At 38.5% G+C, this 13,607-nt stretch carries 13 protein-coding genes; all 13 read right to left on the reverse strand.

The features are described from left to right. Positions 1 to 23: 23 nt before the first annotated feature. The 13 genes from ACSU6B_RS15665 to ACSU6B_RS15725 all read right to left on the reverse strand — a co-directional run bounded on the left by ACSU6B_RS15665 (position 24) and on the right by ACSU6B_RS15725 (position 13,590). Positions 24 to 1,379 (reverse strand): APC family permease, encoded by a 1,356-nt coding sequence (locus ACSU6B_RS15665; RefSeq protein WP_410886549.1) that lies wholly within the window; start codon positions 1,377 to 1,379, stop codon positions 24 to 26. Positions 1,380 to 1,491: 112 nt separating this feature from the next. Further along, positions 1,492 to 2,373, reverse strand: a complete 882-nt coding sequence (pdxS, locus tag ACSU6B_RS15670) for a pyridoxal 5'-phosphate synthase lyase subunit PdxS (RefSeq protein ID WP_410886551.1) — start codon at positions 2,371 to 2,373, stop codon at positions 1,492 to 1,494. Positions 2,374 to 2,692: 319 nt separating this feature from the next. Beyond that, the gene (locus tag ACSU6B_RS15675; protein ID WP_410886553.1) at positions 2,693 to 4,012 is read right to left on the reverse strand and encodes an MFS transporter; all 1,320 of its coding nucleotides are present in this window, start codon (positions 4,010 to 4,012) and stop codon (positions 2,693 to 2,695) included. A gap of 38 nt (positions 4,013 to 4,050) precedes the next feature. Further along, entirely contained in the window at positions 4,051 to 4,881 is an 831-nt protein-coding gene (locus ACSU6B_RS15680; protein WP_410886555.1) for an adenylyltransferase/cytidyltransferase family protein, read from the reverse strand. 150 nt (positions 4,882 to 5,031) lie between these two features. Next, the gene (locus tag ACSU6B_RS15685) at positions 5,032 to 5,379 is read right to left on the reverse strand and encodes a cupin (RefSeq protein ID WP_410886557.1); all 348 of its coding nucleotides are present in this window, start codon (positions 5,377 to 5,379) and stop codon (positions 5,032 to 5,034) included. A gap of 1 nt (position 5,380) precedes the next feature. Beyond that, positions 5,381 to 6,055: a DUF2848 family protein gene (locus ACSU6B_RS15690; RefSeq protein ID WP_410886559.1), complete on the reverse strand. Its 675-nt coding sequence runs from the start codon at positions 6,053 to 6,055 to the stop codon at positions 5,381 to 5,383. A gap of 25 nt (positions 6,056 to 6,080) precedes the next feature. Then, on the reverse strand, positions 6,081 to 6,851 hold the full coding sequence (locus tag ACSU6B_RS15695) for a carbon-nitrogen family hydrolase (protein ID WP_410886561.1): 771 nt from the start codon (positions 6,849 to 6,851) through the stop codon (positions 6,081 to 6,083). A gap of 45 nt (positions 6,852 to 6,896) precedes the next feature. Then, positions 6,897 to 8,357, reverse strand: a complete 1,461-nt coding sequence (locus ACSU6B_RS15700) for a 4-hydroxyphenylacetate 3-hydroxylase family protein (protein WP_410886563.1) — start codon at positions 8,355 to 8,357, stop codon at positions 6,897 to 6,899. Between the two features lie 33 nt (positions 8,358 to 8,390). Next, positions 8,391 to 8,843 (reverse strand): hypothetical protein, encoded by a 453-nt coding sequence (locus tag ACSU6B_RS15705; protein WP_410886565.1) that lies wholly within the window; start codon positions 8,841 to 8,843, stop codon positions 8,391 to 8,393. Positions 8,844 to 8,909: 66 nt separating this feature from the next. Then, positions 8,910 to 9,581, reverse strand: a complete 672-nt coding sequence (locus ACSU6B_RS15710; protein WP_168241904.1) for a GntR family transcriptional regulator — start codon at positions 9,579 to 9,581, stop codon at positions 8,910 to 8,912. 503 nt (positions 9,582 to 10,084) lie between these two features. Then, entirely contained in the window at positions 10,085 to 10,927 is an 843-nt protein-coding gene (locus tag ACSU6B_RS15715) for a YitT family protein (protein ID WP_410886567.1), read from the reverse strand. 317 nt (positions 10,928 to 11,244) lie between these two features. Then, on the reverse strand, positions 11,245 to 11,826 hold the full coding sequence (locus tag ACSU6B_RS15720; RefSeq protein WP_410886569.1) for a TetR/AcrR family transcriptional regulator: 582 nt from the start codon (positions 11,824 to 11,826) through the stop codon (positions 11,245 to 11,247). A 141-nt stretch (positions 11,827 to 11,967) separates the two neighbouring features. Continuing rightward, positions 11,968 to 13,590 (reverse strand): amidohydrolase, encoded by a 1,623-nt coding sequence (locus ACSU6B_RS15725; protein ID WP_410886571.1) that lies wholly within the window; start codon positions 13,588 to 13,590, stop codon positions 11,968 to 11,970. Between the last annotated feature and the right edge of the window lie 17 nt (positions 13,591 to 13,607).

Consider the following 13,607-nt stretch of genomic DNA (forward strand, 5'->3'; position numbering starts at 1 on the left):
ATCCTCCTCGATTGATCTAGCTTTTATGCTTGAATTTCATTTACCTCCGCACTATCAATAGAAAGCTCTGGCGGCCGTTTACTAAACATTTTCGTATTAGAAAGGAGCATGATGAAACCAATTCCCAACCATCCTAGTCCGAGTAAAAGTGCCTTTGAATCAAGACTAGTCCATAACCAAATTGTGAAACTAGAACCAATCAGCGGCAATATTAGATATTTTAGTGTGTTAATTCCGTTTCTCTGTTTCTCTCTAATAAAATAATGAGAAATAACCGAAAGATTAACAAATGTAAATGCAACGAGCGCTCCAAAGTTAATAAAAGATGATGCTGTCACTAAATCAACAAATAAAGCAGATAAAGCAAAAATACCCACTAGGATAATGTTGTTTGTTGGAGTTCGAAATTTTGGATGAATATGACCAAATATTTTCTTAGGAAGAACTCCATCTCTCCCCATCGCATACAAAAGTCGCGAAACACTTGCGTGAGCAGATAAACCAGATGCTAGCCCCCCTGTAATATATCCTGCTAGAAAAATAGATTGAAATAAATTCCCCCCGATGTATATAGCAATTTCTAAAGCAGCAGAATCTGGATCCTTAAAGGCTTGGAAATTAGGGTAAACAAGGTGACTGATGTATGAGATGGTGATAAACAGACCTCCTCCTATTAATGCGACGAGGAAAATAGCCTTGGGTATTACTTTTTTAGGATTAATGGTCTCCTCTGAAAATGTAGTAACAGCATCAAAACCTAAAAAAGATAAACATAAAATAGAAGATCCTGCTAATACTAAAGATAGTGGTATATCACCATTCACAAATGGAGAACTCATAAATAATGTTCCTGAACCCATTCCGTTAAGCAGCCCTTTAATTGAGAAGAATGTGAATAAAACTATTATTAAGAATTGACAGGCAACTAATAAAAGATTTATCTTTGTTGCTATTTTTACTCCGATTATATTTACAGTGGTGATTAAAATTACAAAGGCAATTAACCAGACGGAAAAAGGAACGGATGGAAAATATGCGTTTAAGTAAATAGCGATTAGTAATCCATTAATCATTGGCAAAAATAAATAGTCTAATAGTATAACCCAGCCTACTAAGAATCCAATATGAGGATTAAGAGCCTTTTGAGTATATGTATATGCAGAACCAGCAACAGGGAAGGCCTTAACCATTTGACCATAACTATAGGCTGTAAACAACATACCAACTAAAGCTATAATATAAGCAGCTGGTACCATCCCTTTTGTTATTTCTGCAACAACCCCATAAGTAGAAAAAACTGTTGTAGGTGCCATATAAGCCAATCCAAATAGCACTAAAGGAAATACTGTTAACGACCGTCTTAATTTTGCATTCTCCATGTATCACTCCACCTTTAATCATATTTAAATTAACTTATAGGATGGAAGGAGCATCCTATAAAATCCGCTCCTTGTAATCCCAGAACACCTATCTTCACCCTTGTTTTGCTCCTTACCAACCCCGTTCCTGCATACGTGCTCCAGGAACAAGCGTGGAAATTTCAATTCCTTTCATTGGAACACCAATGTTTTTAGAAAGGTTCGCAATCAATTCATAATCTTGATAATGAGTAGTTGCTTCTACAATTGCACGGGCAAATTTCGATGGGTTTTCAGATTTAAAAATACCTGATCCAACAAACACACCATCAGAGCCAAGCTGCATCATTAGGGCAGCATCAGCTGGAGTGGCCACACCACCAGCAGCAAAATTAACGACTGGAAGTTTTCCAAGTCGTTTGATTTCTAATAATATTTCATAAGGAGCCCCTAGAAGCTTTGCTTCTGTCATAAGCTCGTCCTCATTCATGCTAACCACTTTCCGTACTTGTGCATTCACTTGGCGAATATGACGAACCGCTTCAACAATATTACCTGTTCCCGGCTCACCCTTTGTACGAAGCATAGATGCACCTTCTCCGATACGACGTGCAGCTTCTCCTAAGTCACGGCAGCCGCAAACAAAAGGAACCGTATAGTCTTTTTTATTTAGATGGTACTCTTCATCAGCTGGTGTTAAAACTTCACTTTCGTCAATGTAGTCTACACCCATCGCCTCTAAAACACGCGCTTCCACAATATGTCCAATACGAGCTTTAGCCATTACAGGGATTGAAACTGCCTTAAGAACCTCTTCAACTATACGAGGATCAGCCATTCTCGCAACCCCGCCAGCTGCACGAATATCAGAAGGCACTCGTTCTAAAGCCATAACTGCTACTGCGCCTGCTTCTTCAGCAATTTTAGCCTGTTCAGCATTGACAACGTCCATAATAACGCCGCCCTTTTGCATTTCTGCCATTCCTCTTTTTACTCGATTTGTTCCTGTTTGCATGGAACTTTTCCCCCTTAAAGTTGAGTGATTTTATTATTCCAGTATGTATACTTGCAATTTTTGTGCCAAACTATAACATTCCTAAAACTTTTACTGATTTGTTAAACTACCATTAAAGGAAAGGGCTAGGATGGATAATCCAGAAGGTTCAGAAACCTCTGAATTATTCATCCACGCATACACTATTCCATATTGAATAGAATTGCATTATAAGATAACTGGAGCCCCCTTCTAGAGACGCTTCAAGAACAAAACTTGCTTAAAGGTCTTCTATTTTTTTGAACCCTTCAGTTCTCTTTCTATGTGAAGATTCACTATTTCACAGCAATTTGGTTTGAGGCACGGAAATGTCAACAGGAGTAGCCTTTTGAGTTCCGCGAAGTAATGTCACCGAAATAAAGGATGTTACACAAAGAATACAGATAAAAATAGCAAGGGGGGTCCATGAACCGTTGTAGTTCTTTAACAAAACAGTCGCAATCATTGGAGCCGTTCCACCAAATAACGCAGATCCTGTTTGGTAGCCTAAGGTAATTCCCGTATAGCCAACATTCGTACTGAACATCTCAGTGAACATGGTTCCAATAATACTTGCGATTGAAGACCAGAGAATTCCCAAAGCTATAATAGAGGCCGCAAAGACCCAGAAAGTAGACTTTAGTGATAGTAAATAGAAGTATGGGAAAGCAAATAGAGCTAATCCAGCTGCACCCAAAAGGAAAACACGTTTACGGCCAATTTTGTCCGATAATATGCCCATTAATGGGATACAGAGTGCGGTGACAAGAGTCGAAACAGTAATAACATTTAATGCAGTTGTTCTTGAAAACCCAATGGTACCTGTGGAATAAGCGATAAAGAATGTAGAAAAGATATAGAACGGCCCAACTTCTACACATTTTGCGCCTAATGAGATTAGAACCGCTTTCCAATGATAGCGAAGGGTCTCAAAGAGTGGAACTTTGACCACATTCCCTTTTTGTTTTTCTGCCTTGAAGGCCGATGTTTCTTCAATTCCACGGCGAATCCAAATACCGATTGCTACCAAAAGGGCACTTAGTAAAAATGGAACTCTCCAGCCCCATGCTAGAAATTGTTCATCGGGAAGCAAACTCATCAATGATACAGAGAAGGTTCCTAGTAACATACCGAGCGGAATTCCCATCGCCGGGAAGCTTCCATAGAAACCGCGTTTTTGTTTAGGTGCAGATTCTACCGCCAGCAGAACGGCCCCTCCCCATTCGCCGCCAAGGGCAATCCCTTGAAGGAGGCGCAGAAAAACAAGTAAAATCGGTGCCAAGACTCCAACCGAATTATACGTCGGCAAAAAACCTATGAGTACCGTTGAAATCCCCATTAGCATAAGGGAAATAACCAGCGTATTTTTTCTGCCGAATTTGTCTCCCATGTGACTAAACACGAGACCGCCAAGAGGACGAATGAAAAACGTCACACCGAAAGTCGCATATGCAAGCAATAAACTTACAAAGGGGTCAGAATTGGGGAAAAACAATTGGTTAAACACGAGTGATGCTACGGTTCCATATAGAAAAAAATCGTAAAACTCTATGGTGCTGCCAATTAAACTAGCGAAAAGTATTTTTTTGGAGCTTGTCGTTTTATTTTGTTTCCCTTTCATATTTTCCCCCCCAATAATAATCATCTTTTTGATAAACCCTATACTGACACAGTCCTGATCAAAGCAGCTTGGTATAAGAATTTAACCGTAATCTCCCCGCTGTAAAGCGAGACCCATGCACTACTGCTTAGATGGCAGCTTTCATCACCGCATCTAAGAAAACCCTTAGTACCTATCGTCCCTGATATGATCTCCACTTTATAGAGACCGGGTTTCGGCATCAGATATTTATTATGGATATGAAATGCAGTATTTTGTATAGGAGATTCGACTAATGAATCCAAACTTCCAGTGATTTCATAATGTTTTCCTAAATAACGCGGTATCAGATGAACATCGCCGTCACTGATTAATTTTCGAATGAGTGTGGAACTGATTTTTTGGTTATTTCGTGTCTTTTTAGAAATTACGGTTACTTCAAATGAGCTGTTTTTACTCAAATGGCGTAAGTAATCGACATCCCCCTGAGCTTTATGGCCAAAAGTGAAGTCGAAGCCTACTACAACATGTTTGGCATTAAGACCGACAATATATTTCTGGATAAAATCATCAGCTGGAAGGGAAGCAAAAGGAAAATTGAAATTCATCACAAAAATTTTGTCTGCACCTAAAGCAGAGATTCTCTCCAGCTTCGAATCCGGTGGAGTAATATATCTCCTATCGGACTCACGTTTAATGATCTCATTTGGATGCGGATCAAAGGTCATCACGGTTAACTTAACATTCTCCTTTTTTGCTATGGCTTTCGCCTGCTGAAGTAAGGATTGGTGACCTAGATGAACACCATCAAAAAAGCCTAATGCCATGACATGGGGTTCATTCATCGATAAAGTTACATCCAATGAGTGTGTTATGTATTCAATTTCCAAGTTGCTTCACCTTCTCCTTTAAGCAAAAATTAAAAATAGTCCATTACTTCTTTGAACACTGTATTGTGTATACACAAAAATTCAAAAAAATAATTTTTAAAAAGCTATACCCTATTTCTAGTTTGATAGAGATATAGCTCTTTTTCTCCTTTATTGGCCTTTGGAATAGTACCGAACTTCAAATATTTTACAGCCCTTTGGGGATATCCATGGACCATGTTTCATCCCTGGAGGACGACAAGCTACCGCACCTGCTTTAAACTCTTCATTCAATTCCAGATCAATAATGGAACCTTCAATAATACACAGTTCCTCCCAAAAATCATGAATTTGAACTCCATTTGGAGAAGTATCGGTGCCAGGTTCAAACTGAAGAATACGAGTCGCTACTGGGCTGCCCGGAATGGATGCAATAACCCTCTGTGATAGGCCTTTAACAGGAAAATGCTCTACTTCAAAATTGGTGAAATCTGTAAATTCTAACTCTTTTTTTGACATCTTAAACCACCTCAGAATCGATTAAAATTTTTGTTTGATAGGACAATTCTAGTTTTTTATCATTTCTCGTATCATATAATTCTGCGCGAAATCCCTCTCCGAAAAGAAATTCATTAGATAGGATTGGGAGAGTGCCGCAAAATAACGCAGTATTTGCAGTGGTATAGCCGCGAGCTTCAATAATTTCTAAAAGCTCCTTCGGCGATAAAAAAGCCTCCAGTTTTCCAGATTGGTATAAGTGCTCTTCACCATTAACTGAATACCAGCTCTTCAATTCAAACTCATCCCAATGATCTTCCATACTGCTTAAAGGCCATAACTCTTTTGAAATTGGCTTGGCACAGACTTGTTTGGATTTTTGTACGGATGTTGCTTCCAGAACTCGATCTGTATGGTCACTTCCAATGCCCACATACCATTCCCCTTCGATATTTAGTAAAACCACTTCTGCTTCACCGCTGCCATCGTTCCTTACAGTAGATATGACTCTTTCCGTACTGAGTAATTCTGGGGACAACTGATAGATCATCGGTACTGCCTTCGGAGCAGCCACTCCTATTTTTTCTAACTCTTCTATATGTGCTTTTAGTGCTGCCTGATCTTTTGCTGTGTAGCCTGCAATAATAAAGTTTTGTGGTTCCCAGCTGATTTCTTTCCCATTCACATAAAAATTCATTTTGCCATAGCACTCCTTTCAGTTCTTATAAAATACGATGCTTTAATTGCGGGAACTCTTCTCTAATGACAGCAATCTCCTGCAAGTCAATCTCCGCAGTCAAGATCGTTTCCTTTTCACCAGCCTGCGCAATCACAACTCCCCATGGATCGACAACCTGGCTATGCCCCCCAAATAAAACACCATGATCTTTTCCTACACAGTTACTGGATATGAGAAAACATTGATTTTCTAGCGCTCTTGCCACATTAAACAACTTCCAGTGTTCGAGACGCTGATGGGGCCATGCTGAAGTGACTAATAAAATCTCTGCACCAAGGTCCACTTGCTTTCGATAAAGCTCGGGGAATCGCAGGTCGTAGCAAGTCGATAACCCTACTTTTCCAAAGGGTGTATCAATAACAGTAATATCTGATCCACGGGTAAGCAACTTACCTTCCTCGGAACCATATCTGAACAGATGAATCTTCCGATAGCTCCCGATAACCTCACCTTCTGGATTAAACAGGATACTGGTATTAAAGTAGTCATCCCCTTCCCTTTCCACAAAGCTTCCTGCAAAAAGGTGGACATTTAAAGACCTTGCCATTTGCGAAAAATCCTGAACAAATGGTCCATCTATTTCTTCCGCTTCCTCAACGTAACGGTCAAAACCAAAATATCCCGTCGCCCATATTTCTGGTAAAATGATTAAATCGTACCCTTTCATCTCGGCTAACATGTTTTTAACTCTTTGAATTCGCTCTTGTTTTGATTCATCATCTTTAATTTCTAGTTGAATCGATCCAATTTTCACCCAAGTAATCCTCCTTCTTAGTATTGAAAATTCAGTAAATTATGTTTATATTAAACATTCTTTTGGAATGCTATAACCATTTAAGCACTTTGCAGCTAAGGCTTCCGCTTCCTCATATCCGTAATTTCGATAAGAATAACCTTTGGCTACAAATGGGGCACCGGCATAAAACATTTCATACTGCTGGTGACGTCCTCCAAATTCACTGCCGATCACATCCCATGCAAGCTTGAACAATTGAATCTTTTCCTCGGAACGCACAGTGGCTGAACGAATATACCTTTGCATATCATCCTTCGTTTCCGGGTTCACCAACTCATTAAACGAAGATGGTACTTGCAGAACCCCGCCGCCAACTAACTCTCTGAAAATCGATATCACTTTTGGATACAATTCATTTTGCAATCCCATTGCCCCATATAAGAACCTCGGGTTTGGAACAGCTGTACCATTTTTATCAATCGTGCATTCATATTCGGATGCAAGGAGCAACCCTTCAGCCGTTGCCGCAAGTGATGCCAATTCACCCAGTTTTTCCTGCACAGCTGGAATTTTGTCAATTCCATTTGCAGCAGCGATTTTCTTCGCCAAACCGATCACAAATTTTAACTTGCTAGTAAATCGGGTTTGAGCCTGACTATTCCCTAATTTATGGGCAGGTGTTTCCTGGAATTGTGCCCGAACAAGATCAATGTCTTTATAGATAAAAACATGCTCCCATGGAATGAATACATCATCAAAGACCACTAACGCATCACTCTCGTCAAATCGAGTGGAGAGTGGATAATCAAAAGTGCTAGGCTTGTCTGCAGCATAGCTTGGGCGCGGATAAAGCTTTAATCCCGCCGCATCCATTGGCACGACAAAAGAAACAGCGTAGGTCTCATCACCTGGGCGAAGCGGTGTAATACAGCTTACAAACAAATAATTGGATACGGCTGCACCTGTTCCAAGCATCTGCGAGCCTCTAATCACAATGCCATCCTCTCTTTCTTCATAAACACCTGTCGCCAAGAATTTTTCCTCCTGCTCATGGGACGCTTTACTGCGATCAATTTGCGGAGGAATAATCACATAGGATAAATACAAGTCATTATCTCTAGCAAACTTATAAAAATTTGCGGCGTTATCTTTTAGTTTCGAAAGTCCGCGTTCAAATACTTCAGGAGAGCTAGCGAACCCTGCAAAAAAGGAAGCAACATGGTCCGGAGACCGTCCCACAAACCCATATGTAGAATCAGACCACGTTTTAATCGCTTCACGGCGATCTCTTAAATCCTCCCGGCTTTTTGGAATCATATAAATTTTATTAGCGAGCGTTCCATCTTCAGTTTGATAAATCATATTGTTCTTTTCATCTGACGCAATATCATAAAGGTTGGCTATTGTTTCGGTAATCCCCTTGAAAGCCGGATGAGTCGTTACATCATCTACTCGCTTTCCTCCTATATAGATATTTCTATTATCCCTAATCGACTCTAAATATTCTTTACCTGTCCTAACCACAATGATCTTCCTCTCTATTAAAAAATGATAGATTTAAAGATTAAAAATAGCCTCTTTCACTTCGTTATCCAGCTTCTTGATCAGTGATTCTTTGTAGGTTTTGATAAATTGCGGCTTTTGGGTAATTTGCGCTCCATAGAAGGTAATATCCCGCAGGTCCTCCACTTCAATTTCAATAATAGCCATCTTTAAGGTCATATCTTGAGTTTTCTCCACTCTGACTCTCGAAGGGCCTGACAAGGAGTAAACGCTTTCACTCCCAACAAAACTTAATGTGATTTCACTTTTATCATTTACAGCTTCCACAATTTTTGATTTAAAGTCTAACGCAAATCTTACGGTCTTACTATCTATTGCAAACACCCAAGACAAGGCAGTTGAAATAACTTTGCCCAAACTTTTACTGTAAGTATGGCAAAGGACCAAGGTTTGCCCTTGAAGCAGCTCTTCCATTTCTTGACTCAAGTTTGTTTCTACGGTTTTCATGTTTTTCATCCTTTCTTTGTTGATATTCCTTTTATGAAGCACCCTAATTCTAGGATAGCCCTAGAATTAGGAATTTGCTAAATCATTCAAAGTATCTTTTGTATTATCTAAATGATTTAAAATCACTGCTGATACCAACTCTGAATTTCTCGTTTCTAAGGACTGGATAATTTCGCTGTGTTCTTTTATCACGTTTTTCATTCTTCCTTGTTTCCTGATTGCTTTAAGACCCATAAGCTGAGTCAGATTATGAAGATTTTGCAATACTTCTTCCATAATGCTATAGTTTGCTAATCTTGTTAGTGAAAGATGAAATTCATGGTCCAGCTCAATAAACCTAATAGCATCCTCGTTTTCTAAAGCTTCCTTCTGCTGCTCAACTATTAGTCTTAATATCTTTAGCTGATCGGGCGAGGTAATCACTTCTGTTAGTTTTTTCACCACTTGTACTTCTATAGAACTGCGCAGTAAAAATATTTCATCCTGTTCTTCTTGTGTAATCTTTCTCACTGTTACTCCTTTCCGTGGAATTGAAACGAGTAATCCTTCTTTTACTAAATCTTGCAGAGCAGCTCTTACCGGCGTCCTTGAAGTATTTAACGTTTCTGCTAATTGAACCTCTGTAAATATTTCATCTTGGGAGAAACCACCAAACAGAATCGCCTTTTTAATTTGCTTGTAAACCTTATCTTGTGTTGTTCTCTCTTTCTTAATTGGTTTTAAGCTTACAACATCCATAACTACTCATTCCTTTTTTTTATTACTTGTAAAATTCTGAATTATACTCTATGTATACATAATACACAATACAGAGTTCACAGGTCAACTTTTTTTTAAATATTTATATTAATTAGAATATTTCCTTGTTTTTCATGTTGATATTCTTCTATACAGGGTAATACCACATACCTATGATAGATAATTGCACCATCAATAATAGTTGATCATTCCCTTCTCGTTTCCGAATGTGATCTCGTTTTTCTACTTCTAATTTTTTGATAACTTCTAATTTTTGACCTTCTTTTTGATCTTTTCAAATTGGGAGTTTAGGGTATCTTGCCCCGAATCGTACCATAAGTAAACGAGGCTTTTTATAATAAAAAAAGGTATCCCGACAATGATTTGGGGATACCTTTTTCTTATGCCAATCTTTCCTCATTGACAGGTCTATTGGAGTCTTAAAGCACCTAGTCGATAATCGGGCTTGGAACAGGGCAGGCCTTTCCTTAATAAATTTTTATCTAACGTAAGTGTTTATTATCGGTAAAACCTTTACCAAGCACTTCGTACACATCATTAACACTAACAAATGCATTTGGATCAGTTCCCTGTACCAATATTTTTAGTTTTCCTATTTCATTTCTGTTCACTACACAGTAAAGCACTTCCTTACTCTCTCCTGTGTATCCCCCTTTGCCGTTAAGTATTGTAACACCTCGTTCCATCTCCATCGTAATTTTCTTCGAAATCTCAGCGGTTGCATTCGATATAATCATTACGGCTTTGGCCTTATATGCTGTTTCTTGAACATAGTCAATGACTTTTGCTCCAATAAAAACTGCCACAAGGGTATACATAGCACGGGTAAGATCAAGGTAAATAAGCGAAATAGCAACGACGATTAAATCAGAAAAAAACATCGTACGTCCAATGCTCAATCCCATGTATTTATTCAAAAGATGTGCGATGATGTCGATTCCATCTGTTGCCCCACCAAAACGAAATACAATCCCTAATCCAATTCCGACCGAAACGCCAGCATAAAGAGAAGCGAGCAATGGATCATGTAACGGCAAAGAGAAAATTTCGAAAACGCTAAGAAAAACAGATAACGATACGGTTCCCACTATCATATAAATAAAGGCAGTTCTCCCCAGTGTCTTCCAGCCAAGAAACATAAGCGGAATATTTATCAATAAGTTGACTAACCCCGGATCCCAATTAAACAGTAATTTCAATAAAATGGTTATACCTGTAATACCGCCTTCTGTTAAACCGTTACTTATGTTAAAGCAATTAACGCCAAAACCCATAATAGCAGATCCTACAATAATAGCGATTATCGGTTTTATTTCAAGCTTCATTTAACTCAACCCCCAATGATCAAAGCTTTAAGCCACTCATTAATTCCCTCATAGTTCCTAGAACTTCAAATTGACTTGATTAAAACATTAATGCATGTTTTATGCCAAATTATATTACTGGTTTTTAGGGAAATTTAACTAACAGAGGTATTTAATTTTGAATAAACTATCTGTAATTGAATAACCATTATTGGGTTAATCTATCTTTTTTCACTTGGGCTAAATAAAACGCATTTCGATTGAATAGGGTGAACAGGGCATGAAAAAAGCATTCGTGCAATTCCGCATCGAATGCTTCAAATTATCGAAAAATGAACTTAATGGTTTTGAATACCACACCAAAAGTTTTTCCATATATTCGGAATTCTTGGAGTCATCTTTTCCTCACCATAATACGATAATTCAATAAAAATCCCATCAATTAAACAATAAAACGAAATAATAAAATCCTCTATGTTCGCCCTTCGGATTTCTTCTTTTTCCATTCCGTCTTCTAAAATAGTATGTAGAATCTCCGATAAAGTTTTTTCAGATAATATAAACTGAGTATTTAACTGTTCTTTCAAGGTATTTGGGGGGAAAATCAATGCTCTGTTCAAGAAGGCTGTTTGTTCCTTGTAGTCTAAATTATATTGAAAAGTTAATGAAAGAATTTGAAAAAGTTGTTCTTCAGTGGATAATTCCTTTATTCTTTCCATCAGTTTTTTTACTTCTTGAACATGAGCCCATAAAATATTTTCAAAAATTGTTATAAAAATTTCCTCTTTACTTTTAAAATGGTTATAGATTGATGGTTTTTGTATCCCCACTCCTCTAGCTATTTCTGTTAAGGTTGTTCCTTCATATCCATTTGTAGCGAAAAGTGATAAAGCCACTTCTAAAATCCTATCTTTCGTCATGGTAACCTCCCTAATAAACCTATTATTAAAATTATAGACCGCAATTCCTTGTAAGTCTAAATATTGTTAATGCTCCTCAAGAGAAAAGTCCTATATTTGCCTTCACAGCAAAATACAGGACTCTATAAATAAAAATGCCTATTATATTTCCGTTGGGATCCTTTGCCCATTAAAAACAATCTTCCCATCAATTATCGTTAGTTGGACCTTTGCCTGGACAATGTCCTTTGGTGTGATGTCAAAAAGATTCTGATCTAAAACGACAATATCAGCTAGCTTTCCCACTTCCAATGTCCCAAGCTCATGCTCTCTAAATGTTCCAAACGCCGAACCATAAGTATAAGCCTTTAGAGCTTCACTAAGAGAGATTCGTTCTTCAGCATTCCATACAACCTCTCCACCGCTATCAATTCTAGTTACCGCACGATATATTTGCTGCAAAGGATTAAGTGAATCAATCGGAAAATCGGTCCCTAATGCTAATCTTGCACCTGAATTTATTAATGAATTTATGACAAAAACATATTTTTCTCGCTCATACCCAATACGCTCTGTATAGGTTTCCCTTTCAGACAAAGCAAGGTGATCAGGTTGCATGGAAGCAATTACTTTTAAAGACATGAAACGAGATATATCTTCAGGATGTATCACTTCAATGTGTTCGATAGCGTGTCGGGCGTCCCTTTCGCCATTAACCTTTTGCGCGTTCTCATATGCATCCAAGGCAAAACGAATAGCTGCATCTCCGATTGCATGAAAACGAATGCTAAATCCGTGTTGATCAGCTTCCACTACCCAATCTTTAATTTCCTCAGGAGAACGTGCAGGCATCCCATATGTTTCTGGCTGGTCACTGTAGGGCTCAAGCATATAAGCGGTGCGGCTAGTTACAACACCGTCAATAAACTGTTTCAGTCCAGAAACTCGCAATTTATTAGTCTTATATTTATCCCGTAGCTTAATAGCTTCTTCTATATCACCATCAAGAGCCGGAAAAAGGTGCATTCTGACAGTGAGTGCTTCCATATCTTCAAATTCCCGAAAAACCTCAAAATCATCCAATTTGCTTAAGGTTTCTGTTCCATATAAATTGTTAACAGAGGTCACACCGTAACGTGCTGCCTCGTTTAGAAAACCTTTAAACAGATTTCTTTTTTTCTCTTTCGGAAGATCGTAAGCATATTTCGTAATTAGTGACGAGGCTTCTTCAATTAAAATGCCTGTTGGCTCACCATCCTCCCCCTTCTCAATGACGCCATTAGGAGGATTTTGGGTTTGACCATTGATTTTAGCAATTTCTAATGCTTTCGTGTTAACCCATGAATAATGACCTTCTGCATGGAATAAGATAACGGGCTTGTCTGGAAATACTTCATCTAATGAGAATCGGTTAGGAAACCTTTTGTCTTCCCAATAGCTTGAATCCCACATAAATCCAATAATCCAGTCTTCCTCCGGTTTCGTTTCAGTGTACCGCTGCACCATCTCAACCGCCTCTTTTTCAGACCGAGCCTCAAAGAGATTAACACTTTCCAAAGAAAGACTACCCATCATTGCATGGACATGGAAGTCGTGGAAACCTGGCATAATTAATTGGTTGCCATAATGATAGACTAATGTGTTATCTCCTACGTATGACTCAATTTCTTCACTAGAACCTACAGCAATAATTCTGTTACCTCTAATAGCAATAGCCCCTGGTTTTGCTGAATCCTCCAGGCCAGAAAAAACGGCATAACTTGATAGAACAATATCTGCTTTCATATAAATCTCCTATCCTA

It is taken from the genome of Neobacillus sp. C211 (genome assembly GCF_051842875.1).
Taxonomy (GTDB): Bacteria; Bacillota; Bacilli; order Bacillales; family Cytobacillaceae; genus Neobacillus.

Coding starts and splice junctions, on each gene's coding strand:
- ACSU6B_RS15685 (WP_410886557.1), bottom strand. CDS start 5,379: ATGTCAAAAAAAGAGTTAGAATTTACAGATTTCACCAATTTTGAAGTA.
- ACSU6B_RS15710 (WP_168241904.1), bottom strand. CDS start 9,581: ATGGATGTTGTAAGCTTAAAACCAATTAAGAAAGAGAGAACAACACAA.
- ACSU6B_RS15705 (WP_410886565.1), bottom strand. CDS start 8,843: ATGAAAACCGTAGAAACAAACTTGAGTCAAGAAATGGAAGAGCTGCTT.
- ACSU6B_RS15690 (WP_410886559.1), bottom strand. CDS start 6,055: ATGAATTTTTATGTGAATGGGAAAGAAATCAGCTGGGAACCACAAAAC.
- ACSU6B_RS15715 (WP_410886567.1), bottom strand. CDS start 10,927: ATGAAGCTTGAAATAAAACCGATAATCGCTATTATTGTAGGATCTGCT.
- pdxS (WP_410886551.1), bottom strand. CDS start 2,373: ATGCAAACAGGAACAAATCGAGTAAAAAGAGGAATGGCAGAAATGCAA.
- ACSU6B_RS15665 (WP_410886549.1), bottom strand. CDS start 1,379: ATGGAGAATGCAAAATTAAGACGGTCGTTAACAGTATTTCCTTTAGTG.
- ACSU6B_RS15675 (WP_410886553.1), bottom strand. CDS start 4,012: ATGAAAGGGAAACAAAATAAAACGACAAGCTCCAAAAAAATACTTTTC.
- ACSU6B_RS15720 (WP_410886569.1), bottom strand. CDS start 11,826: ATGACGAAAGATAGGATTTTAGAAGTGGCTTTATCACTTTTCGCTACA.
- ACSU6B_RS15725 (WP_410886571.1), bottom strand. CDS start 13,590: ATGAAAGCAGATATTGTTCTATCAAGTTATGCCGTTTTTTCTGGCCTG.